This is a genomic window from Parazoarcus sp. PS-13 R2A, from assembly GCF_057621855.1.
In genome coordinates this window covers 33,147-55,580 of the sequence record NZ_JBYEXN010000006.1, presented here as the reverse complement: position 1 = coordinate 55,580, position 22,434 = coordinate 33,147, and the positions used below count along the sequence as shown (strand labels likewise).

Annotated in this window: 19 protein-coding genes; 10 read left to right on the top strand and 9 right to left on the bottom strand. The window is 58.6% G+C overall.

Going from position 1 to position 22,434, the window contains the following annotated elements:
• Positions 1-28: 28 nt before the first annotated feature.
• Complete coding sequence (locus tag AC22G6_RS07730; RefSeq protein WP_487366308.1) at positions 29-781, bottom strand: tetratricopeptide repeat protein; 753 nt, start codon at positions 779-781, stop codon at positions 29-31.
• Positions 782-848: 67 nt separating this feature from the next.
• Between AC22G6_RS07730 and AC22G6_RS07725 the strand changes: the two genes are divergently transcribed.
• From AC22G6_RS07725 to AC22G6_RS07715, 3 genes are read left to right on the top strand one after another with little or no spacing between them, the layout of a single operon-like run.
• Positions 849-2,243, top strand: a complete 1,395-nt coding sequence (locus AC22G6_RS07725; RefSeq protein ID WP_487366307.1) for a phenylacetate--CoA ligase family protein — start codon at positions 849-851, stop codon at positions 2,241-2,243.
• Complete coding sequence (locus AC22G6_RS07720; protein ID WP_487366306.1) at positions 2,240-3,226, top strand: polysaccharide deacetylase family protein; 987 nt, start codon at positions 2,240-2,242, stop codon at positions 3,224-3,226. Before AC22G6_RS07725 ends, AC22G6_RS07720 begins: the two co-directional genes overlap by 4 nt.
• Positions 3,227-3,234: 8 nt before the next feature.
• A complete protein-coding gene (locus AC22G6_RS07715) occupies positions 3,235-4,977 on the top strand; it encodes a hypothetical protein (RefSeq protein ID WP_487366305.1) in 1,743 nt (580 codons plus the stop codon).
• A 29-nt stretch (positions 4,978-5,006) separates the two neighbouring features.
• Here the strand turns inward: AC22G6_RS07715 and AC22G6_RS07710 are convergent, their stop codons facing one another.
• The 6 genes from AC22G6_RS07710 to AC22G6_RS07685 all read right to left on the bottom strand — a co-directional run bounded on the left by AC22G6_RS07710 (position 5,007) and on the right by AC22G6_RS07685 (position 10,018).
• Complete coding sequence (locus tag AC22G6_RS07710; RefSeq protein ID WP_487366304.1) at positions 5,007-5,969, bottom strand: glycosyltransferase family A protein; 963 nt, start codon at positions 5,967-5,969, stop codon at positions 5,007-5,009.
• A gap of 33 nt (positions 5,970-6,002) precedes the next feature.
• Entirely contained in the window at positions 6,003-7,049 is a 1,047-nt protein-coding gene (locus AC22G6_RS07705) for a hypothetical protein (RefSeq protein WP_487366303.1), read from the bottom strand.
• An 84-nt stretch (positions 7,050-7,133) separates the two neighbouring features.
• Entirely contained in the window at positions 7,134-8,078 is a 945-nt protein-coding gene (locus AC22G6_RS07700; protein WP_487366302.1) for a glycosyltransferase family 2 protein, read from the bottom strand.
• Entirely contained in the window at positions 8,075-8,998 is a 924-nt protein-coding gene (locus AC22G6_RS07695) for a hydrolase 1, exosortase A system-associated (RefSeq protein ID WP_487366301.1), read from the bottom strand. Before AC22G6_RS07695 ends, AC22G6_RS07700 begins: the two co-directional genes overlap by 4 nt.
• Positions 8,998-9,831, bottom strand: a complete 834-nt coding sequence (locus AC22G6_RS07690) for a hydrolase 2, exosortase A system-associated (RefSeq protein WP_487366300.1) — start codon at positions 9,829-9,831, stop codon at positions 8,998-9,000. The genes AC22G6_RS07695 and AC22G6_RS07690 overlap by 1 nt, the downstream gene beginning before the upstream one ends.
• Before the next feature lie 7 nt (positions 9,832-9,838).
• Complete coding sequence (locus AC22G6_RS07685) at positions 9,839-10,018, bottom strand: acyl carrier protein (protein WP_487366299.1); 180 nt, start codon at positions 10,016-10,018, stop codon at positions 9,839-9,841.
• A gap of 181 nt (positions 10,019-10,199) precedes the next feature.
• On the opposite strand from AC22G6_RS07685, the gene AC22G6_RS07680 reads away from it, so the two are divergent.
• The 7 genes from AC22G6_RS07680 (at position 10,200) to AC22G6_RS07650 (ending at position 19,582) form a co-directional block, all read left to right on the top strand.
• Positions 10,200-11,369, top strand: a complete 1,170-nt coding sequence (locus AC22G6_RS07680) for a carboxylate--amine ligase (RefSeq protein ID WP_487366298.1) — start codon at positions 10,200-10,202, stop codon at positions 11,367-11,369.
• Between the two features lie 104 nt (positions 11,370-11,473).
• Entirely contained in the window at positions 11,474-13,057 is a 1,584-nt protein-coding gene (locus AC22G6_RS07675) for an acyl-CoA ligase (AMP-forming), exosortase A system-associated (RefSeq protein ID WP_487366297.1), read from the top strand.
• 11 nt (positions 13,058-13,068) lie between these two features.
• Positions 13,069-14,313 carry a pyridoxal-dependent decarboxylase, exosortase A system-associated gene (locus AC22G6_RS07670; protein WP_487366296.1) on the top strand — a complete coding sequence of 415 codons (1,245 nt, stop codon included), beginning with the start codon at positions 13,069-13,071 and terminating at the stop codon, positions 14,311-14,313.
• Positions 14,314-14,345: 32 nt separating this feature from the next.
• Positions 14,346-15,803, top strand: a complete 1,458-nt coding sequence (locus AC22G6_RS07665; protein ID WP_487366295.1) for an oligosaccharide flippase family protein — start codon at positions 14,346-14,348, stop codon at positions 15,801-15,803.
• A 16-nt stretch (positions 15,804-15,819) separates the two neighbouring features.
• Positions 15,820-17,409: a glycosyltransferase gene (locus AC22G6_RS07660; RefSeq protein WP_487366294.1), complete on the top strand. Its 1,590-nt coding sequence runs from the start codon at positions 15,820-15,822 to the stop codon at positions 17,407-17,409.
• A gap of 27 nt (positions 17,410-17,436) precedes the next feature.
• Positions 17,437-18,207, top strand: a complete 771-nt coding sequence (locus AC22G6_RS07655) for a class I SAM-dependent methyltransferase (protein ID WP_487366293.1) — start codon at positions 17,437-17,439, stop codon at positions 18,205-18,207.
• A gap of 85 nt (positions 18,208-18,292) precedes the next feature.
• On the top strand, positions 18,293-19,582 hold the full coding sequence (locus AC22G6_RS07650; protein WP_487366292.1) for a glycosyltransferase: 1,290 nt from the start codon (positions 18,293-18,295) through the stop codon (positions 19,580-19,582).
• Here AC22G6_RS07650 and AC22G6_RS07645 read toward each other — a convergent pair.
• Together AC22G6_RS07645 and AC22G6_RS07640 are read right to left on the bottom strand one after the other, a co-directional pair.
• Positions 19,552-20,847, bottom strand: a complete 1,296-nt coding sequence (locus AC22G6_RS07645; protein ID WP_487366291.1) for a hypothetical protein — start codon at positions 20,845-20,847, stop codon at positions 19,552-19,554. The genes AC22G6_RS07650 and AC22G6_RS07645 overlap by 31 nt on opposite strands.
• On the bottom strand, positions 20,844-22,391 hold the full coding sequence (locus AC22G6_RS07640) for a polysaccharide lyase (protein ID WP_487366290.1): 1,548 nt from the start codon (positions 22,389-22,391) through the stop codon (positions 20,844-20,846). The genes AC22G6_RS07645 and AC22G6_RS07640 overlap by 4 nt, the downstream gene beginning before the upstream one ends.
• Positions 22,392-22,434: the final 43 nt, after the last annotated feature.

The following is a 22,434-nucleotide window of genomic DNA, read 5'->3' as shown; positions in this document are numbered from 1 at the left end:
CAGCGCTGGCCTTTCAGAGGGCGCTTGTTCATTTCGGGTCGGGTGGTGCCACCGGGGTCGATGACGGCTCGCGCCAAGCCCCCGCCCTTTTGAGCATATTCCTGAGCCCCGGCAGCGGAAAACCCAAACGATAAGCCGTATGCGCGCTATCGAGAGCCTTGTCATACTCCTTCAGGCTGACGTAAGCCAATCCGAGGTTGTAGTACACATTTGCATTCGCACCAGCCTGTTTCAGCGCCGCCTCCAACTGCTCGACCGCCTCTTGAGACTGGCCGCGTTTCAGCAGATAGGTGCCAAACACGACTTTCACCATCGCATCATCGGGCGCGAAGACCATTGCGCGCTCAAACCAGCACTCAACGGTGTATTGCCCATCCGGAGGTGGATTGCTCTTGGTCTTCAAGGACCAGTTGCCCATGGTCATTAGCGCCTGGTGATGATTGGGCAAAACCCGCAGCGTGTATGCAATGTCTCCCGCCAGATTCTTGGTCGTATTGCCGCGGCGCATCATGCGCACGTTTGCGGTGAAGTGTCGGTTCTCGACGATCTTTCGCTGTTCAACTGACGCAGTCCGGTAATCCCAGGGGCCGGTGCTTGCATCGTACGGACTCCCACATATGCTTCCCTGCGCAAACGCAGCGGGAAGTGAGGTCACCAGAAACGCCAGCGTGAAGCAGTAACGCAAGGTTCGAACAGAATTCATCTGTGACAGGACTCGTTCGTTGAAAACATCAGGCGTACCGGGCACTTGTGCATACCCGCCGAAACCGAGGTCCATCATACAATAGTCCGATCTCAACGACTGTGCCGTCCGCCACCACAGGCATCCGGTTACGTGCAACCCGCTCATGAGCATCTACACGCAAATTGGCAGCAAGCTTCTGTTCCCACTGCATGAGCGCCTCAAGGGGCATGACACCGTAGAAATCCTCCGTAGGATCGAGCAAACACAGTGGTTCGATGCTCAACGCCTTGAAGAATTGCAGCTATCGGAGTTACGGCAGATGTTGGTGCAAGTCTCTGCATCCGTTCCGTTTTACCGAACGCTCCTCAACGACCTTCAACTCAGCCCTCAGGATTTTCGAACACTTGACACACTGGGCGCCCTGCCGATAACCGACAAAGCCGTGATTCGAGCGCATCAGGATGAGTGGACCGCTACTGATTCAGGCTCTCTCGTTCGGGCAAGCACCAGTGGCTCCTCAGGAGAACCGCTCGTTTTCAAGTTAGGGAGGCACCGCATCAGCTTCGACATTGCCGCAAAATGGCGGGCAACGCGCTGGTGGGGCGTGGACATCGGCGACCGCGAGATGGTCTTGTGGGGCTCGACCCTCGAAACGAGCACCCAGGATCGCGTTCGAGATATTCGCGACAGGCTATTGCGTTCGAGGCTGCTTCCTGCGCGCGACCTGAATCCGGAGCGCATCGATCGCATATTGTCGGAGATGCGTGCGTTCCGTCCGCGCATGCTGTTTGGTTACCCTTCAGCGTTGGCTCGAATTGCCTTCAGGGCCAGGGAGCGTCGCATCATCATGAGCGACATTGGCATTCAGGTTGCATTCTGCACCTCTGAAGTCCTGAGGCCCGAATGGCGGAAGATCATCGCAGACGTGTTCGGTTGTGGTGTTGCAAACGAGTATGGCGCACGCGACGCGGGCTTTCTCGCCCGGGAGTGCCCCAACGGAGGACTTCACGTAACCGCGGAAGAGGTCATCGTCGAAATCGTTGATGAATCGGGAAAGCGTTTGCCGGCGGGCACCGAAGGCGACATCGTCGTCACCAACCTCGCCGGCCCTGAGTTCCCGTTCATCCGCTACCGGACGGGAGACCGCGGGACCTTGTCCGACAAGCCATGCCCCTGCGGCAGAGGGTTGCCGTTAATTCAGGCAATAGGTGGGCGCGCCAACGACGGTCTGATCGCCACCGACGGCAGCTGGGTCCATGGCAGCGCCATAAACCACGCACTCCGGGAGATTGACGGACTCCGGGCATATCGCATCATTCAGGAATCGCAGACACTGGTCGTCGTTCTTTTGGCCGTCACCGAGCCGATTCCTGACGCTACAGTGGCAAAGCTGGTTGCCCATGTCCGGGCCTTGCTGGGCTCATCGGTACATGTGGAGTTGCGCCGTGTTGATGAGATTCCACCCGAAGCCAACGGTAAATTCCGCCATATCATCTGCAGAATCAGTGCCGCTGCCTCAGATGCATTGATCAACACCCATTCTCAGGAGCGTGCATGACGTCATTCGCCTACAAGCTCCCAGGACTCCGGACCGCGCTGTCGCTGGCCTCACCTGCTGGCCCGCGTGCAAAGCTGTCCATACTCATCTATCACCGAGTACTGGCAGAGCCTGACCCCTTGCGCACTGGCGACCCGGATGCGAACACCTTCGGCTGGCATATGGATCTTCTGGCACGCCACTTCAACGTGCTGCCGTTACGCGAGGCAGCACTGCGCCTGAAGGCGGGAACACTGCCTGCCCGCGCCGCATGCATTACCTTCGATGACGGCTACGCCGACAATTACACGACCGCATTGCCCATTCTGAAGAAGGCAGGCATTCCGGCAACGTTCTTCATCGCGACCCGTTACCTGGATGGGGGAAGAATGTTCAACGACACGCTCATCGAGTTGGCCAAGGGACTCCCCACCGGGTCAATCGATCTATCCTCTGCCGGCCTTGGGCTCCTCTCCATCAATACGACAAGCGACCGTCAGGCTCTGGTTGGAAAGCTGCTCGGCCATTTCAAGTACCAGCCTCCCGAGCAGCGACTCATGGCGGCAGAAAGCCTCGCCTCGCGCTTCGACATTCAGCTGCCTGACAATCTGATGATGAGCCGTACGCAGCTAAAGGCTCTACATGCAGGTGGTATGGAAATCGGCGCTCACACCCATACCCATCCGATCCTGGCAAGGCAGTCGCCACGCGATGCAAACCAGGACATCCGCGTGGGCAAGGAGGAGCTTGAGAGTCTGCTAGATACGCCGATTCGCGTATTTGCCTATCCTAACGGCAGGCCGGTAAAGGATTATGGCGATGAGCATGTTGCCATGATCCGCGAAAGTGGTTTCGACACTGCCGTATCGACTCGCCCCGCCGCAGCGGATCGGTTCAGCGACATCTACCAGTTGCCGCGATTCACTCCGTGGGACAAGACGCCAACGCGCTTCGCGCTGCGCCTGCTGCGTGCACTCGTTCAATCGCACAGCGCTGGCGGATAGATCTGGCGATGACAACAGAACTGGAAGCGCTGCTGAGAGGGCTTAACTGTGCCCTCCACGACAATATTCGTGCAGATACCGGGCTCTTTGACACAGAGGAGCAAGGGCCCAGCCCCTCCGATCACTATGGCCACACCGCTGCCACGCTCGCGCTAGCAACGGGCTCGCATGAGCAGTGGGTTAGGGGAAGGCAATCACTCCGCGCCTGGCTCGATACCGATGCGCACAGGATAGGTCACCTTCCGTTCAACAGATTGATGCTATTGCTCACCCGGTCAGTGCTGTCGAGCAACGACGCCGATGCTGCCGGCAAACTCATGCTTGAAGAAGGGCTTCGTCGATGCACACTGCGTCGAACCTACCCGTCGAACAACTGGAGCCTCCTTGCGCAAACCTGCCGTCTGATCGAGGCAGAGCCGGCAAGGCGCGAGGCGGAGGCGGACCGACTGTGTGCACTCTTCGAACGCTGGACAACGGCCAAAGGCGCTTTCATCGACTTTCCGTCCAGGCCGCGCGAGAGTTTCTCGACCCCCCTGGCCTATCATCACAAAGCGCTCTTTCTCGCCGCGCTCTCCTGCTGGTTCCACGATGACACCAGACTCGCCGGCCACGCGCGTCGGCTGCTGAACTGGCTGGTCCATTGCTGGGACTCGGCCGGCTACGCGGGAGGCTTTGGGCGCAGCACCCATTCGCTGTTCGGCGATGGCTGCCTGATCGCCGCGCTTGTATTGATGGGCGTTGAACACGGCGACGGTGATGAACCTGTCCGTGCGCTTTGCAACCGACTGGATGCTCAGCGCCGTAGCGACGGATTCCTGTGGCTCAACCCTGCCGGACACGAATCGGGCACTGCCAGTTGGGACAGTTACATGCACCTGTCCGTCTATAACGCTTGGGCGGCCGCGGTCGCAGGCACCGCAATTCATCTTCGCAAGACTCGTCCGATTCCTGCGTCACTCGAAAATACGCGCTGGACGGCGTCACAACACGGCCTCTTTCATGATGAGGAGGCCGGGCTGGCCTGTCTGCGCACCGCAGAGGGGCACAACGTGCTGATCTCGACCAGAGGACAGCCACCGCAGTCATTCAGCCGCACCGAGGCGGACTTCCGGTATGCAGGCGGAACAATCGTTCATTTGCGGATCTCCGACGGCCCCCCGTTGATCCCACCGCCCGTGAGGGTGGCACGAAGCGAGCTTATGGAACACCCCTCAGTTGCCGGATGGACGCCGGTGTTTCGCACCAGTGGTGAGACACTGGTGCTCGATCAATTTTCATCGGTTTCGATCGGGCAAGAGGGCAGTTCGCTGGAGGTCAAGCTGAAGGGGACAGCAAGGGCGCTATTTCGCCGGACACCGAATACGCTCCTGGAGCGCTTGGTCGCCACAGTCGATTGGAGGTTGCTCGGAGGGCTTCTCGGGCGGCGTGCCGCACTGACACGCTCACCTTCCGTTCGTGTGAGCGGTGCGCTGACGCTGACACTCACTCCGGAAATTGACGGCGCATCCATCACCCGACTCACCGTACTCGACCCCCAGATCCCGACTGAACGCCTGAACCCATCCGGCCACAGCCGGATGCTCGCGGGGGAACAACTGGACACGCCCCCATTCGAGGATGGCAACACCTGCATTCGCCTTCGCTCCAGCCTTCCTGGCGGGGTCGGCTGCACGCTACAAGGGCATGACGCGCGGCCAGGCGCCGCTCCGCAGCGCCTTGATGAATGCCTGAGGGTCTCAATCCCCCGATAAATTCACACCGAGGATGAGCCCGTCGCGATTCACACCGCCGGGCGACGCTTCGCGCCAACCATCGTTTTGAGGGCTTGTGGCAGCCCCCGCACCAACATGGGATCGGCGGCACACACGCTGAAGAAATCGGTGAGCGGAAAATCACCGCGCCTCGCATTCGCCAGGACGCTGCGCCAAAGCTCGACCCTCGCCTTGACGATAGACCGTTCCAGCGTTTCCTTGGCAACCGGAAACGCTCGCACCAATTGCCGCATCAGCAGGCGGGATCGCAAGAAATAGATGGATCGCATCGTTGCCGACCGCCCTCCCCATCCACCCTCGGTAAAGATATTCACTCCGTCGCCCAGAACAACATCAACCCTGCTCGATACGAAAGTGCGAGGCGATTTCGCGGCGAGCATCGTTCTGAACAATCCATCCTCGCCCGCCGTGCGAAGCTTCGGGTCAAAGCGTGTCTCACCAATCAGATCATTCGCGACCACGAACGTACTTGAGGTGGAGATCGGGCCCGCCACCGTAAAATCGATCAATGGCTCGGTCAGCTCGTGAGCCCAGGGAGCAAGCTCGAGTTTCCTCAACGGCAACCCGTCTCCAAAAAAATGGGCGAGATACCTGAAGCCAGACCCTTCCACCTCCGTTTCGGCGGTGTAATAGTCATAGCCGTTCTCAAGTGCGAGCAACGCGGAGCTCAGATGATACGGCTCCCACCGGTCATCCGAATCCAGAAAAGCCACGTGTTTTACATGCGCCAACGCGTCGATGCCGCGGTTTCGCGCAACCCCCGGCCCGGCGTTGTTCTGCCTAATGACCTCGACACGGAAATTCGAAGGAAAGCTGACCTCTGCCAACTCGTGTTCGGCAGAGACGGGCGATGCGTCATCCACAATCACAACATGGACCGGAACACCGACATCCTGTATTGCCACGGATTTCAAGGTCTCTGTCAGCACACCACTTCGGCGCTGAAAGAACGGGATCACTACACCAAACATGGGCAGGCTTGTCCAAACACAAAATGGGAAGGGCTAACGTTCAACTGGATCGAAGGCGCTTCGGTGCCGATAGACACGATTGCCCTTCTCCGACTGCCAGAACAACACCCCCAGGTCGTCAATGACAACCGGGGTATAGAATCCGTAAGCGCCAAACGGCCAATCTGAAGCGCTCCACTCACGCGCGAGGCGCCACTCATCCCGATCGGGGTTAAACTCGTATATCTGACGCTGATCCCTCAATACAAACAGGTAGTTGCCTGACAGCGGATCATAGGACAGGGACGTATTCTTGATGGAGACATCGATCGGCGCATCCTTGAACGTCCGGACCGTTCCATCCGAACCAAGGAGTTCCAGTTTTCGCAGCGAGTAGTTCCCCCCTGCGAACAGCATATCCCCCCGCTTGCGATTGTAGCGTCCGACCGAGTGATAGCCATCAACGGCGGAGTCTCCCATCGACTTCAGAACGCCTTCGCGAAAGCCCACCCGATTATGCCCACGGGTAATCGCAATAAGCATATCCAACCCCTCATGCCACTCCATTGAGATCGCCCCGCCCAACGCAATCCCCGGAATTGCTTCCCACCGGGCCTCGTCAATCCAGTATCGACTGAGAATCCGATCGGGTGATAGCCAGTAGTAATGCCCGCGCTTCCAGTCAAGCGCGGTTCGACCGTAGACATGCCCGAACTTTTCGAATTTTGGAGGAGGCTCGCCCGCCCAACCCAGTTCCTGCCACGCGTTCATTAACACGTCGTAGGAAATGAAGCGCTTGTACTTGCGCATACCGATGAAGAACGTGCGCTTCCGTCTCGGATCCCAATGCGCAGAGTCGGTCCAGCCGTCGATGGCAAGCATGCGACCATCGTCATTCTTGACACGAAACAGGCTTGACAGGTTCGTCATGCCCGCAGGCAAGCCGGTCTCGATCTCGACGAACACTCCCGGTTCGATCGTGGCCGCGACCTTTGCCAACTGCGAGTCACTGAGGTCGCGTACCTCGTCGGCCCACGCACAACCAAGACCGAGATACAGCGCAAGCGTCAGGACCAGAGCCAGTTGTCTGCACACAATCATCGGGCGCCTCCGCTCCTGCCAGACATTTTTTCGGAACTACTGCAAACAGCTTATGCACCGTGACTATGGACGCATGTGGGCCATTCACTCGAACATGGCTCGGACACCCGTCACCGCGGCGTAGGCCCACGACTTGAGGTGCAAGGGCTTTTCCTTCAGCGCCAGTCTGAACTCTGAGAATGCCGTGCCCGCGTTTCCACGCTGATAGAAGAGATATCCGCACATGAAGTGAATCTTGTGGACTCGATCCTGAAACTCGCGCTCGGATATCCGCTCACCGTTCGGACTTGCCAGGCCCCATGCGTCCTTCGCCTGGCGGACAATTCGCGCCGCATAGTTGTAGTCGATGCCCCGCGCCGTTGCGCTGCCAGGGTGCTGCCGATACAGCGCATAGGCTCGTGAGAGGCGATGGACTTCTGTCTCACGCGATGCGCGCAGAAAGTACTCGTAGTCCTGACCAAGACGGTAGCTTTCATCGTAGAAACCTACCTTGTCGATCAACGACCGCCTCATCATGACGACCGTCGTCCATACGAAATTGCGCAACAACAGCTTATGGTAGATCCACCCCGACAAATCAGCGTCAATCGCGTCGACCGCGAGATCGCCCTGCGCCGGAATCACGGTCAAAGGATCGGGGAATACACCATTCTCGTCACAGACCCATTGCGAAAAACCCGTGCAGCTCATCCCGACCTCCGGATGAGCATGGAAATAATCCACCTGGGCGGTGAGCTTGCCTGGCAGCCAGATATCATCAGCATCGAGAAACGCGATGAACTCGCCGTGGGCCTCGCGAATGCCCGCATTGCGTGCAGTTGCCGCACCGCCGTTAGCCTTGCGGATCAATGTCGCCTGGGGATAGCGATTGGCCACGACGTCGGCCGTATCGTCCTTCGAGCCATCGTCAACAACGATCACTTCGATCTGCGGATAATCCTGCCTTAACACACTGTCGATCGCTTCCGCGATGTGTGGTCCGACGTTGTAGGCCGGGATAATCACGCTCACAAGACCGCTGATACTCATGCAAACCTCTTCAGTTTCTCTTCCCTCACGTCGGGCGCTTGCACTGATGCAGGCCAATCGTTCTGGGCAAGACGGGCACGCAGCCAGTCGAGCGTTACTTGCTCGACGCGCTGTTTCCAGCCGCGCGTGGAAAACGTGTGATCAGCGTCGGCAATCTCGACAAACCCTGGCCCGGAGACCAGAGCTGAGCGCCAGTCCGGGTGTGAGCGGCAAAAGTCGGCAAACTCCCTGGCCGTCAGATCATTCCCGCTCAGCACAACGAGCACTTTCCCCTGCATGCATTTCCACCCTGAGCCCATCCTTTCGATGAACGACGTCGGAGATGCGGGGCTTGAAGTACCACTTGCCTCGCCACTGGCACGCAGACGCTTTCCCAGTGCGGCGACGAGCCCCCATGCCGACTGCCAGACCTTGACGTCACCACGGGCCAGTTTTCTCCAGAAGGCGGGGGACAGCAGTCGCCCCTTGTAGTAATGGTTCAGTCTGGCCGCTGCAAGCGACGCATCGGTTCGAACCCAGGGGTTCAAGGCAACAATCCCGGCCACTCGCGAATCGTGCACCGCATACATGAGCGCCGCGGACGCACCATCGCAGAGGCCCCACAGTGCAACGCCATCCAGTTCGGGGCAGGCGCTCATGAGTGCATCAATGGCGGCACCGATGTCGTGTTCGACCGCTTCGAAATTGCGCGCCCCGGCCGCACTGTCTCCCATGCCGCGATAATCGAAGCGCAGGCAGGCGAAGCCACCTGCGGCCATGGCACGCGCCAGCAGGACAAACTGACGGTGACTGCCTACACGATACTGCGGTCCGCCCACGACGATGACGACGCCAAGCCGCTCCGGCCGTTCCGGCATATTCAGCACGCCAATGAGCGGCTCGGACTCGCAGGTAAATACCAGGGGAACTTCCCTCGACATCACACCCTCCCCATCGTGAGTGCCGCCAGAACCCGTCGCGAACGGTCGATCAGATCCTGCGCAACCTCAATTTCCTGCGACTGCCAGAACGAAGGCCCGACCACCGCATGATGACGTGCGCCAATGCCAGCCCCGGCCCACTGTCGTTCAAGGCGCTCGAAAGCCGGAGACGGTGCCACCTCGCCGGCCGGACTGAGCTGGAACCAGTGCACGCCAAGTGGGACCGCAGCAGCGGTCAAACTGGACGCTTCCATGCCACGCGCGAGGTCAGGTGCGATCGCATAGCCGGCAATCTCGACCGTTTCCCCCGCCGCCAACCGTTGCTGTGGCGGCAACTCGTCACCCGGCCCAGACTTGCCGACAACCTGGGCCATTCTCCACATGCGCAGAAACTGTTGCAGGTGCTGTTTGCCACTGGCAACCGGTTGCCACAGCAACAACCCGCATTCAAGCTGGAAGCGATCCGCAGCCTCCGCCGCCAGCACAGCCCCCAGCCTCAGCCCCCACAGCCACACCGGACCATTCGTCTGCGCCGATGCCCATTCATGCGCATACCGCACGTCCTCGAGCCAGCCGTCCCATCCCGCGTCGGCAAAGTCGCCTTCACTGTCGCCGCACCCCCCGAAATCGATCTGCAGCACCATCCAGCCATCCTGCGCCCATGCATCGGCCTGCAAGGCGACCATGTGTCGCGACTTGTTCATCTCTTCGGCAAATGCGGGCACGTGGATGATCGCGCCGTGACACGCAGAGCCTTCCGACGGCTTGCGCGCGACACAGAAGCGGAAACCTGCCGGCGTCTGAAGGTGGAAGGCTTCAATGGATACTGTCACCGGCGACTCAGGAAACCTTTGTGCGGACCGCGTCAACCAGTGAGCCGACCGTGGCGAAGGTCTGACCGTCGATCTCGTCGTCATCAAAGATCACGTCGAAACGCTCTTCGATCGCGCCAATCAATCCAACCACGGCCATGGAGTCGAGCTCGGGCAAGGCACCGAGCAGCGGTGTTTCCGCTGTCATGCCAGCCGCCCTTCCCTGCAGACTCAGAATATCGTCAAGAATGGCCAAAACCTCAGCATGTATCTTCAACACTATCTCCCTGAACCGGCGACCTTTCCCGCCAGCGCTAATCTGTGAATTATATGCAAGTACGCCAACCGCTCTCGTGACAAAATACGGCGAACGCACTTACGGATCCAGCATGTCCAGCACAACCGACCGACCTTACGCAGTTGTCGTGGGCCTGTGCGCCCATGGACTTGGTATCGCACGCACACTCACGCGGGCAGGCATCCGAGTCCTGGCACTTGAAGCCAATCCAGCGCTGCCCGGGGTACGAACCCGCTGTGCCGAGGTGCGCATTGTGCCCGACATAAACGGAGAAGGCCTCATTGAAGCCCTCCTGCTCCAGGCCGCTCCGTGTGGAGAATCGCAAAAACCGGTTCTTTTTTTGACCAACGACCGCATGGTAGAGATAGTCGGACAGCACTTCGAGGCGATTTCATCGCGTTTCCGTTTGAGTTGGGCTCACGCAGCCAAAAGCCTTGTACCGCTGCTGGGTAAAGACAGAATCGAGTCCCGCTGCCTTGAGACCGGGATGCTTTATCCGAAAACTGTCCTGCTAACTGCTTTCGACGACGCAGCACAGCAGTTATGCACTTTGCAATTTCCCGTAATCGCCAAGCCGACGCGCCCAGTCTCCGCCTTCAAGACTCAGGTTGCAGCGTCCATGGACGATTTTGAGGCCGCGCGTGCACGCATGGAACAAAGCATGCCGCTTGTCGTGCAGGAGTTCATCCCCGGGGACGATACCCATATCCGGTTTGGCGCACTGTACCTCGACGCTGGGCGAGTGCTGGCACGGTTTGAAGGGCGCAAACTGCGCTCCCGCCCGATGGGTCACACAACGATTGCAATACCTGAATCAAATGACGAGATACATGCCCTGGCACTGCAGTTCTTTGAAGGGCTGAATCTGTCTGGCCCGGTATCGCTCGAACTCAAGCAAGCCCCCGACGGACGGCAATGGGTGATCGAGCCAACCGTAGGGCGCACCGATTTCTGGGCAGAACTGTGCGTGGCCAATGGCGTCAATCTGCCGTTGATAGAGTATTGCTCGACGACGGGTTCCGCCATTCCCCCCATCTCCCCGTGCTCACGCAACCTGTGGGTAAACGGAGAACGCGACCCCGGCGCCATCCCGTGGCTGGTGTGGAATGCCCCTGGTCATCTGCTTGGCCACCACTTGAACGGCGTATATTTCGACCTCGCTGACCCCGGCCCATTCTGTGTCGCGCTGACCCGTTTTCTCTCCGCCATCCCCCTTCGTGCGGTGCGCAAGGCAACCCGCCTCGTAACAGGCAATGCCTGAATCCGGAATCCCCATCACCGAGAACAGTGCCGCACAAGCAACATGCACCTTCGGTTAGACTCAGCCGACCCATTTCGGATGCCTGCACGGATTCCAAACGCAGAATGAATGCCACTCACCTACTGCACCACCTGATTTTTGCCTCGGCCGAGCGCAGACCGGAAGCAGCCGCGCTCAGCCATGCAGACGAAACGCTCAGCTACTCAGCGCTGGCGGGGACCGTCTCTTCCGTTGCAGCCGGCCTGATACAGCTCGGACTGGATCGCGCCGAACGCGTCGGGGTCTATCTGGAAAAGAGAACCGAAACCGTCGCAGCGTTCTTCGGGACAAGCGCGGCAGGCGGGGTATTTGTTCCCGTCAATCCGATCCTCAAGGCCGAGCAGGTTGGTTACATCCTTCAGGACTGTAACGTACGCGTACTGATCACCAGCGCCGAGCGCTTTGCCGGACTAAGGGAAACGATCGGCACCTGTCATGACCTCCGTCATGTCGTACTCACTGGCGCCCCAGACGAACTTCCCGCCCTGTCGGGCGCAACGGTACACCGCTGGAGCGATCTGGTTGCATCGCCGGCCACGCAAGGCCATCGCGTCATCGACACAGACATGGCAGCCATCCTGTACACGTCGGGCAGCACAGGCCGCCCGAAAGGCGTGGTGCTGTCTCATCGCAACATGGTGGCCGGCGCCAAGAGCGTGGCACAGTATCTGGAGAACGGCCCTGACGACACGCTCCTGGCCGCCCTCCCGCTCTCATTCGACGCGGGCTTCTCGCAACTCACCACAGCCCTCCATGCCGGCGCACGGGTTGTGCTTCTCAACTACCTGATGCCGCGCGACGTCATCCGAGCACTGGAGAAGGAGAGTGTTACCGGCCTCACTGCGGTGCCCCCGCTCTGGATTCAGTTGTCTCAGTTACGGTGGCCCGAATCGATCACCAAGCACCTGCGCTATATCGCGAACACCGGAGGGCGCATGCCGCTGGATACGCTCAACAAGCTGCGCACCTCATTGCCCGATACCAAGCCATACCTGATGTATGGCCTGACCGAAGCCTTTCGCGCAACCTACCTCCCGCCTGAAGAGATCGAACGCAGGCCGGACTCCATCGGCAAGGCCATTCCAAATGCCGAGATTCTCGTCCTGCGCGAGGATGGGACGGAATGTGCCGCCAATGAGCCGGGCGAACTGGTACAACGCGGTGCCCTCGTTGGAATGGGATACTGGAACGATCCTGAGAAAACGGCCGAGCGGTACAAACCGTTGCCCGCGGGTGCCGGCGGACGAGAGGCAGGCCTGGTCGTTCCCGAACTGGCCGTGTTTTCCGGCGACAATGTACGGCGGGATGAGGAGGGCTTTCTCTACTTCATAGGACGTCGCGACGAAATGATGAAGACCTCCGGCTACCGCGTAAGCCCGACCGAGGTCGAAGAGATTCTTTATGCGACGCAGATGGTCGGTGAATGTGCAGCTTTTGGCGTGGCACATGAGACCCTCGGCCAGGCAATCGTCGTCGTCGTCACGCCGCCACCGGGCGGAGACATAGATGTTGCCGCCCTGCAAACGGAATGCAGAAAACGCATGCCCGCTTACATGGTCCCCAGCAGAATCGAAGTTCATGCGGGTCCTCTGCCACGCAACCCAAACGGCAAGATCGATCGCAAATCGCTAAGCACCGCTACTCAGTGACCGAAAGCACAATGACCACCCCAGTCCGTCCTACGCCTTGCCACGCGCCCATGGACCAGTTCGCAGCCATCAACGGCGAACTGGTCATCGGCGGCGTTCCGATCACGAGGCTCGCTGCACGTATAGGTCAAACCCCTTTCTACGCAGTCGATCGGCAGTTGCTCACGCAGCGGGTTGCCGAACTGCGTGAGGTATTGCCCTCGCAGGTGAAGCTGCACTATGCGATGAAGGCAAACCCGATGCCCGCACTCGTTTCCCACATGGCCGGTCTGGTCGACGGAATTGACGTCGCATCTGCCGGCGAACTCAAGGTCGCACTCGACGCTGGAGCAGTTGCGCACGAAGTGAGCTTTGCCGGGCCGGGAAAAAAGGACACGGAGTTGGCGCAAGCGGTAGCGGCTGGCATTCTCGTAAACGTCGAATCGTTCCGTGAAATCGCCCCTCTTGCATCCGCATCGAAGGCACTTGGACTTCCTGCGCGCGTTGCGGTCCGCGTGAACCCCGACTTCGAACTCAAGTCCTCGGGCATGAAGATGGGCGGGGGGCCAAAGCAGTTCGGCGTCGATGCCGAGCAGGTGCCGGAACTGCTCGCAGAGATTGGTCGTGCCGGCCTCGCATTCGAGGGCTTCCATCTTTTTGCAGGCTCTCAGAACCTGAAGGCCGAGGCGATCATCGAGGCTCAGCAGAAGAGCTTCGCGCTCGCCCTCCGGCTTGCCGAGCACGCGCCCTCTCCGGTCAAATTCTTGAACCTCGGGGGCGGTTTTGGCATCCCCTACTTTCCAGGAGAGCAGCGTCTGAACCTGGAGCCGATTGGCGCCAATCTCGGGGCCATTGTCGCCGAAGCAGCAGACAAACTCCCACAGGCGGAGATCGTCATCGAGCTCGGCCGCTACCTCGTAGGCGAGGCGGGTGTCTATGTCTGCAGCGTCATCGACAAGAAGGTGTCTCGCGGCCAGACCTTCCTTGTAACCGACGGTGGCTTGCACCATCACCTCTCGGCCAGCGGAAACTTCGGCCAGGTCATCCGCAAGAACTATCCGGTGGCGATTGGAAACCGCATGAACGACGCGCCGGCAGCGCCTTGTTCGGTCGTCGGACCATTGTGTACACCGCTCGATCTCCTGGCCGACCGCATGGCCTTGCCCGATGCCGGGCCTGGCGACCTGGTTGTCGTCTATCAGTCCGGCGCCTATGGCGCAAGCGCGAGCCCTGCAGCATTCCTCGGACACCCCTCTGTCGTCGAGACGCTCGTCTAAGCCCCTCCCTTTCAACCCTTTCGGTCCCCCTAATGAGTGTCCGCAAAGCGCTAGGACTCAGCGCAATCTCGCAACTCGTCAACTTCGTGCTCGGCTTCGCCAGCGTGGTGATCGTGTCACGCCTGCTGACACCAGCCGAGATCGGCGTGTTCTCCGTCGCAGTCTCGGTGCTTGGCTTCGCCCACGTGTTCAGGGAGTTCGGCGTCGGGCAGTATCTGGTCCAGGCAAAGGTTGTGGGACGCGAACAATTGCGTGCTGCATTTTCCCTGACGCTGTTCTTTTCCTGGTCGATCGCCGCAGTCCTGTACCTCGGACGCATCCCGCTCGCGGCCTTCTACAACCATGAGGGCATTGCTGAGGTGCTGGCGCTGCTGTCACTCAACTTCGTGCTTCTCCCCTTCGGGACGCCTTTGCTCTCACTACTGCAAAGGGAGCTGAAGTTCGGAACGCTCGCCGTTGTCAGTATCTGCAATTCGGTAGCGAGCACAACAACAACCATCGTGGCTGCACTTGCCGGTGAAAGCTACCTGAGCATGGCATGGGGGGCGATCGCAGGCCACATCACCAATATCGTCCTGCTGAACTTCATCCGCCGCGGCGAGATCTTCATGTTCCCGACCTTCAAGGGTTTACGCGAGATCGTCAAGTTCGGTTCAGTGTCCAGCCTGGTCTCATTTCTGTCCGAGATCGGCGCAAGCGCTCCCGATCTGATCCTCGGACGGACACTGGGCTTTTCGGCAGTCGCCTATTACAGCCGAGCCGCGGGTTTGCGCAAAATGGTCCTCGGGCAACTCGCAACCCTTGTAAACAAGGTCTATTTCCCCTCCTTCGCAAAGAACGTCCGCTCAGGTCAGAATCCGGCTGAGCTGTACAGCCGCGCGATGAACTACCTGCTCGCTGTTACCGTGCCGACGATGGGGCTACTTGCCTTGCTCGCCGAACCGCTCATCATCTTTTTGTTCGGGCCCCAGTGGGAACGCGCTGCTCCTCTGGCAACCCTGCTGTGCGTCTTCTCGATCATCAGCGCGCCCTATTCAATGGCCAACCTCTCGCTGGTTGCATCCGGAAACATCAACCGTGTTCTCTATGTTCAGATCGCGATTCAAGGCCTGCGCGTGGCGATTCTCGCAACGTCCATATGGTTTTCGTTGGAAATAGTGGTGCCTCTTCTGGGCCTGGTGGCCATTGCCGAGGCGGTGTTCTATCAGAACGCATTGCACAAGGCATTCCAACTGACATTCATGACCCTTATGTCAAAAACGCGAACCTGCTTTGTACTCTTGCCGTTCGCCCTGATAGGCCCGGCCGTCGCAATGTATTTCCTCTACCGCCCGGACGCCGATGCACTTCACCTGCTTATCACTCTGGCAGCCTCGGGCACACTTGCCCTGGGTGGATGGCTTATCGGTGTGTGGACGATGCGCCACCCCCTTCAAACCGAAGTTCTGACAGTGTTAAAGCGACTCCGCCTGGGTAAATCACACGGCTAGATGCTGCCCCTGGCAGATGTCCGGGGACCTCTTCCTCATGCCTCGCCGCGACGTCGGTGCGATCCCGCCGTGCAAAGGGCCTCCTGTAGCCGCAGTTTTCCGAAACTTCATAAGCCTGCAAACACACTGCATCATGATAGATTCGGGGTTCCCCCGCAGGTCACGCAGCCATTCATCGATATTCGGTCACCATGAGCTGCGGGCCGCAAGGAAAATTGCAGACGGCAAGAACCACCACTCTGCAGCACCGGGAATACAGATGCCGACGATACCCTCACCCTCGACTCACTACGTCAGGACTGCGCTCGACACCATTACGGGCTACACGCGTTACGTGAAGTGTATTCTTCGCGATCTTGGAATGCGGAACGCAGCCAGACCAGCAAACACACGCCACCTTCTTCTTCTCGCATGGTTCTTTCCACCAACCATATCAGGGGGCGTTTATCGACCGCTGTCCTTCGCCCGGAGAGCCGCTGAACTTGGCTGGCAGGTCACGGTGATCGCAGGCCCCGCGCCTCAGCAGGCTTCGTCGGCTGGCGAGCACCTACTCCGCGGACTTCCTTCGTCGGTTCGCGTGTTACGCATTTCAGAAAGCGAGCTGAAGCCAAGTTACCGGCTCTTTCCACAAATTGATGGCGGCTTTGGAAATGTCATCGAAACGCTTGAACAAACCGACACATCAGATATTAAGCCGCCATCGGTTATTCTCGCCTCGGGCCCTCCGTTCCATAATTTCGTCGCCGGCTGGCATCTGTCACGTCGCTTTAACGCCCCGCTCGTCCTCGACTACCGGGACGAATGGACGCAATGCCCTTTTGAGTTCGTCCGCCTGGGCACTGCCGACTCACGCTGGGAGCTTAAATGCCTTGAGCACGCTGCAAGCATTGTGTTCACCACACGATCTTTCATGCGGCAAGCCCAGATCGCGTTTCCGAGCACTGACCAGAAGAAGTTCATCCATATTCCAAACGGCTTTGAGCCCGGCGATCTCCCGCCCGAAACGGAGGTCTCGTCGCCTGCCACCCCGTCGAACACTCTTCAACTCGCATTTCTTGGTGCGCTGGGTCCGCACACGCCCGCTGATGGCTTCCTGAATACGGTAAAAGAGTTGCTTGAGTCTGAGCCGGACTGGCGCACACGGCTACGCATTCAATTTGTCGGGCAACGGCACCGCAGTGTCGAACCCGCATTAAGCGACAGCAGCCTTGAGGATATCATCGGTCTCCGGGACCAGGTATCCAAACCCTCTGCCATTAGAATCATGCATGAGTCCGGCGCGCTCATTGCATTTAACCCACCTGCCCTTGAGCGTTACATTCCGGGGAAGCTGTTCGACTATATTGCTTCAGGCCGACCCATCCTCGTCTACGGAGAAGGGGGGGAGGTCGCCTCCATTGTAAAAGAGCTTGATGCCGGCATAGTCGTCCCCGAGAATGACGTTACGCGCCTCCACGACGCGCTGATGCAATTGGTTGCGAAAGGTGCCGCAGATACCGATGGCAAACGAGAGCATTGGCTTCGCCATCATGAAAGAGCGGACCTCGCGGATCAACTTCTACAGCACATCGAGACGTTGCTCCCGGACGAATCCACTCAAAAGTAATCTGGACTCACATAGGGATTGCCGAGCATGAGCGAATGGATACTTGGCGCTTTACTTGTCGGGCTCGCAGTTCAGGCACTCACGCTATACAAAGTAAGAAAAATTCATTTGGCGTCTTACCGGCTTGAACGCGCCCTTCGTCAAACCGAAAGTGAAGCACGCACGCTGTATCAGCAACTCCAGGCCTACGATGGGCTAATGCGCCTGATCCACCCTATCGTCCCCTTACCTACGTTGCGGCACTGGGCTGCTTCCCCGGACTTCCTGTTGGAGCTAGCACGTCACGTGCGTCATGAACGCCCGGGAGCGATTCTGGAGTGTAGTTCCGGTTCATCGACACTCGTGCTTGCTCGAAGTTGCGAATTGAACGGCGCAGGGCATGTGTTCAGCCTCGAACACAATGAACACTACGCCACCAAGACGCGGCAGATGCTTGCAGAACAAAACTTGACCGCATGGGCTACCATCATCCACGCTCCACTCGTCTTTGTATCTGGACATGATCAGCCTTGGTATGACCCGAATTGCATTCCAAGCGACCGGCAAGCGTTGGACATGGTTGTAATCGACGGTCCGCCTGCTGACACCTCGCCCCTTGCGAGACACCCCGCACTTTCCATGCTGGACAGCCACATATCCGTCGGCGCGAGCGTTTTTCTTGACGACGCCGATCGTAAGGGTGAGCAGGAGATCCTTCGCCGCTGGGAGTCCGAGTTCCCGGAGTACGAGCAGACCCCGCTCTATCTCGAAAAAGGTGGCTCGCGCATGGAGAAGAAAGCAGCGACTCAACCAAGGTAATCCAGGCCAGCACGCAAGCGCATGGGTCATACGCCCACCACTATCCATTCACGCACACAACATGTCCCTTCGCAGGTTGGACACAATGAACGATCGCGACAAGACCGAGATCAAGACAGTCGTCTATTTTTCCCCTACATTGCCACTGCCCAACGGCGCTGGCATTCAGAAGAGGGCGTGGTCACATCTCGAAGCACTATCGGCAACCGCAGAAGTCGATCTCGTTCTGATGCTGACGAGTGGACAGATCTCCAGAGGGGACGACACGAGTGCAGCCGCCACACTATGCAGGAGCGTACGCGTCTTGCGCCTCGAGCCCACGTTTCGAACACGCAACATCAGGGTGCCGGGGCTGACCGCAGCCCTGCGCTTCTCATCCCTTGGTGCACCTTCATCGAAAATCGCGCCTTCCAGCGTACTCGATGACTTCCGCAACGATATTCGCCACCATCAGTACGACCTGGCGTTCTTCTTCCGCCTTCGCACATTCGAACTGATCAGCGCGGCTGTGGGTGGCGTACGCAAGGTGGCGCACAAGCTGTTCCTCGATCTCGACGACGTCGAATCAGTCGCATTGAAACGCGAGTTTGACACTCGCTCGCATCAGTTCGGATTTGAGGAAAAGGTACTCGCCAGAATTCAGCAATTCGAAATTTCGCTTGCGGAAAAAAAGGCATTGAAACAGGTGGACGGCATTGGCATCTGCTCCGACAAAGATGCCGAGACCCTTCGGAAGCAGGGCACTTCCGCCACGCTGGTGGTTGTTCCGAACTCCCTGCCCAATTTAAGGCAACTGCCACCCCGCGCCGCATCCGGGAGCACCCACATTCTGTTTCTCGGAACAATGACCTACCAACCGAATGACGATGGGGCGATCTATTTCTGCAACGGGATTCTCCCCCACATCAAGGCTCAGGCTCAGCAGCCGATCACGACGGAGATTGTCGGGCGCGGACCATCTCCGAAGGTTAAAGCACTTGCCGCAGATGACACGATTACCGTCACCGGCGAGGTCGACAGGGTCGAACCCTGCTACGAACGAGCCGATATTGTCGTGGTGCCCATTCGTTTTGGCGGCGGCACGCGCATCAAGATTCTGGAAGCGCTGGCGCTTGGCAGGCCGGTCGTTTCAACGTCAATTGGTGCAGAGGGCCTTGATTTGGTCGATGGCCGTGACATTCTTATTGCGGACGACGAAGAATCCTTCGCTGCAGCCTGTTTGCGGCTGATTGCGGACCCTGACCTGAGGCGCAACATGATTGCCTCGGGGCGCGAGCAATTCAGCGGAAGCTATGAAGCAGGCCGCGTCCAGAAAAACATGAACGCGGCCCTTCAGAAGTTAGGTCAGCCACATTCGCCACACTGCTCTGGCTGAAGTCCGCCCGGATGAGGAGCAGTCTCATGCGCCATAGCCGCAGTACGGGCGGGCCCCACGAATTCGCGCTCGAATGCCTTTACCCGAGCCCACTTCCGCGACCGCACCGAACTCACCCTGCCGCACCTCAACAACACGTTACGAATGGTGTCGACTGCCCCGAATATATCGGCTACGAAGTACTGACCCAGTGCATCTGACTGTTCGGACCTGTCATACCCCGGCGCCAAAATGGCAGACACAGCCTCGTCGAGGCCTTCGGTGTCTGAAAACACCTCCGAGGCGTCACGGTACAAGCGATCCGTCACCTCGGATTGACAGACAAACTGACTGCTGCGGTAGAGCGCCGCAGGCCGACGCAGTCTGGCGAACTCGACACGGATCGAACTGTGATCGCACACCATAAGATCGGCGGCCGCCATGAGTTCAAACGGAACGCCGGTCTCGACGACACGCAGATTTGGAAACGTCGACTCAATTGCCTTGAGATCACGAAGCAGCCCCTTTCCGTCGAATCCATCCGAATCGCCCAAGGTCCAGAGTTTGGGGTGCGCAGTCACGATCACGTTGATTGGATCCGAACGCCCACACAATGCCTTGACCCCCTCTGCACCCAGATCCCGCAAGAAAGACATGCGCGTCCAATGAGAGGAAACAAGAAGCGTCTTGTGCTGCGGAGACAGGCCAAGCTGGCTGACGTAATCATTCTTTCTGCAGCTTTTCTCGACCAGTTCCGCAAGCTTCGGGGCGCCGCAGACAAAAAAAGCCTTGGACGGACAATCGAGCAGATCCCGTCGGACCTTTGACAACCAGTCCAGATCACCGAATCCGGCCAACAGCGCAATTCCGATCGAGTGATCCGCAAACATCTTGAAATTCCAGACCTCGTCCGACTTATGCAAATTCGCGATGCAACTGCCGTGACTTAGTATGACGCCTACAAAATCCCAGAAAAACCAGTCTCGAATAATGTCCGTTGTAAAAACATAATGCCAAGGCATCTTCGTGGCACGCTCATCCGGCAGTCGATACCGTTCAAAAATGGCGCCGAGTTCATGATCGGAGAACACAATCTCAACGCCGCTTTCGGCGCATACACCAACCCGAAACCTGCGGTCCACAGCTAACAGTTCAAGCAGCGCTTTCTGATTGGCAAACCCTATTTCGTTACTTACGTAAAAAAGAACCCTGATCGGCCCGACATTCTCCAGAAACGCCCTAACCCCCCATCTGACCATTGCCTTTACAGTGCGGACCGGCATCATTGCCCCCTCTCAAATGGGCCGATATATTCCTTCGCAATCACGACGTTATCAATATACAGGGCAAGGTCGGTGTCGGTAGGTGTGGTTCCGCCGTGGTACACATTCATCCAGAGCGTCTCAATCTTGAGGTCCGGTACATCCCGATAGCGCAGGTCGGTCCTTTCAAACGCGAGCTTTCCATCCACCCACGCACGGAGCACGCCATCGTTCTTTCCGGGCGTGTTCAAGCGCACGTACTGCTCAATGCTGTACCAACGATTCTTCGCTAGCATGCCTGTCGGCCCTTCGTTCCACCCCCACGTACTTCCGTATTTATTTGGCATTCCTGCATGATAGACATATGACCCGATTGCCCGGCGATCTCGCAGAGGGGAGTTGCTATCGTGCCAGCGGAAAAAAGTGCCTCGCGCAGACCAGCCATTCACCCCATTTGCGGTTCTGCCTCCCCAGCCGCCGCGATTGTATGTGCCCGCAAAGCCTGGCAGCTTGCCCCCAGAGCGGGTCGGATTCCAGCTCTCGCCAAATCGAAGACAGTACCGAAAGTACATTTCCTCAGGCTCGCCCTCGGGCCTGCTATCGAAGCGGTATGTCGCATTCAGGCCAAGAACCTTCCCCTTGAAAACGGACACTTTCAGTGCCCGTCCATCCAGACGCTCAAACCTGTTCGCGGCATCGTGGTCGATGATCTCGGTCGTACTCTTGTCGCTGACAGTTGCCCAGCGGGAGGCCCAATCCGATGACTCGAATGAGTCGGAGAAGAGCACCGCATGATCAGCGTTGATTCCCCTATCCTCAGGATACTTGGCCGAAAGCCCGCTGATGGATTCGGCTCGCCCCGTCTGCTGCAATATTGGGCGGAACACACCGATCGACGTAGTCCTGAAATACTGCTTGTCCGTTGTGAGCAGTAACTCCGCTTTGACAACGCGCCTTTTCTCATCGCGGTCAAAGGGAAACGCCATCACTGCATTGACGTCGCTTGCGACCTGAAAGGTTTTGCTGCCACCGATACTTTTGGACGTCGAACATGGGAGGTGTGCGTCGGCGCTCGCCGCCATGCGGGATCGACTGCCGTCGCCCCACTCGACAACCAACGATGGGCGGGCGGAAGGGTCAGCACTTTCGCGGCTGTTGAAATTAACCTTTCCTGCAGGCTTTCCAGGCGCCGCCATGATAAAGATTGCGCCTGCAGGGGCGGCCCCGCTTTGCCACTCCCGCACCAATCCAGTCAGATCCCAGGTAAGCACCTGCCGAACGCGAGTAACTGGCACATCCTCCATCGCATACGCACTGGCGCCATAGGGGGTCCCTGTCGAGTCAGCCCAGTCGCCACCCGGCTGTTGCCACGCCATGTTTGCAGCGGTTGCAAAATGCCGGCATGTGACGCCATCCCGTCCGTCAGAGAGTGGAATTGCCGCTTCCGCATGCGATGCGGACAGAAGGGCAAGGAGTATGAGGACAAGCGAATACATCTTGCTCGACACTAGCGAGCAATCTTCCGGAAGGTACCCTTTCACCACCATGTTCCTGAACACGCTTGTCATTAAAAAACCATCAAAAGAAGGGCGCCGCTGCAGGTCAACACTA

What these genes read in the sequence shown, in the direction of transcription:
- AC22G6_RS07700 (WP_487366302.1), bottom strand. Translation starts at nt 8,078, where the DNA reads ATGAGTATCAGCGGTCTTGTGAGCGTGATTATCCCGGCCTACAACGTC.
- AC22G6_RS07660 (WP_487366294.1), top strand. Translation starts at nt 15,820, where the DNA reads ATGTCCGGGGACCTCTTCCTCATGCCTCGCCGCGACGTCGGTGCGATC.
- AC22G6_RS07665 (WP_487366295.1), top strand. Translation starts at nt 14,346, where the DNA reads ATGAGTGTCCGCAAAGCGCTAGGACTCAGCGCAATCTCGCAACTCGTC.
- AC22G6_RS07680 (WP_487366298.1), top strand. Translation starts at nt 10,200, where the DNA reads ATGTCCAGCACAACCGACCGACCTTACGCAGTTGTCGTGGGCCTGTGC.
- AC22G6_RS07715 (WP_487366305.1), top strand. Translation starts at nt 3,235, where the DNA reads ATGACAACAGAACTGGAAGCGCTGCTGAGAGGGCTTAACTGTGCCCTC.
- AC22G6_RS07730 (WP_487366308.1), bottom strand. Translation starts at nt 781, where the DNA reads ATGATGGACCTCGGTTTCGGCGGGTATGCACAAGTGCCCGGTACGCCT.
- AC22G6_RS07695 (WP_487366301.1), bottom strand. Translation starts at nt 8,998, where the DNA reads ATGTCGAGGGAAGTTCCCCTGGTATTTACCTGCGAGTCCGAGCCGCTC.
- AC22G6_RS07670 (WP_487366296.1), top strand. Translation starts at nt 13,069, where the DNA reads ATGACCACCCCAGTCCGTCCTACGCCTTGCCACGCGCCCATGGACCAG.
- AC22G6_RS07650 (WP_487366292.1), top strand. Translation starts at nt 18,293, where the DNA reads ATGAACGATCGCGACAAGACCGAGATCAAGACAGTCGTCTATTTTTCC.
- AC22G6_RS07710 (WP_487366304.1), bottom strand. Translation starts at nt 5,969, where the DNA reads ATGTTTGGTGTAGTGATCCCGTTCTTTCAGCGCCGAAGTGGTGTGCTG.
- AC22G6_RS07655 (WP_487366293.1), top strand. Translation starts at nt 17,437, where the DNA reads ATGAGCGAATGGATACTTGGCGCTTTACTTGTCGGGCTCGCAGTTCAG.
- AC22G6_RS07720 (WP_487366306.1), top strand. Translation starts at nt 2,240, where the DNA reads ATGACGTCATTCGCCTACAAGCTCCCAGGACTCCGGACCGCGCTGTCG.
- AC22G6_RS07685 (WP_487366299.1), bottom strand. Translation starts at nt 10,018, where the DNA reads ATGACAGCGGAAACACCGCTGCTCGGTGCCTTGCCCGAGCTCGACTCC.
- AC22G6_RS07675 (WP_487366297.1), top strand. Translation starts at nt 11,474, where the DNA reads ATGAATGCCACTCACCTACTGCACCACCTGATTTTTGCCTCGGCCGAG.
- AC22G6_RS07645 (WP_487366291.1), bottom strand. Translation starts at nt 20,847, where the DNA reads ATGATGCCGGTCCGCACTGTAAAGGCAATGGTCAGATGGGGGGTTAGG.
- AC22G6_RS07725 (WP_487366307.1), top strand. Translation starts at nt 849, where the DNA reads ATGAGCATCTACACGCAAATTGGCAGCAAGCTTCTGTTCCCACTGCAT.
- AC22G6_RS07640 (WP_487366290.1), bottom strand. Translation starts at nt 22,391, where the DNA reads ATGACAAGCGTGTTCAGGAACATGGTGGTGAAAGGGTACCTTCCGGAA.
- AC22G6_RS07705 (WP_487366303.1), bottom strand. Translation starts at nt 7,049, where the DNA reads ATGATTGTGTGCAGACAACTGGCTCTGGTCCTGACGCTTGCGCTGTAT.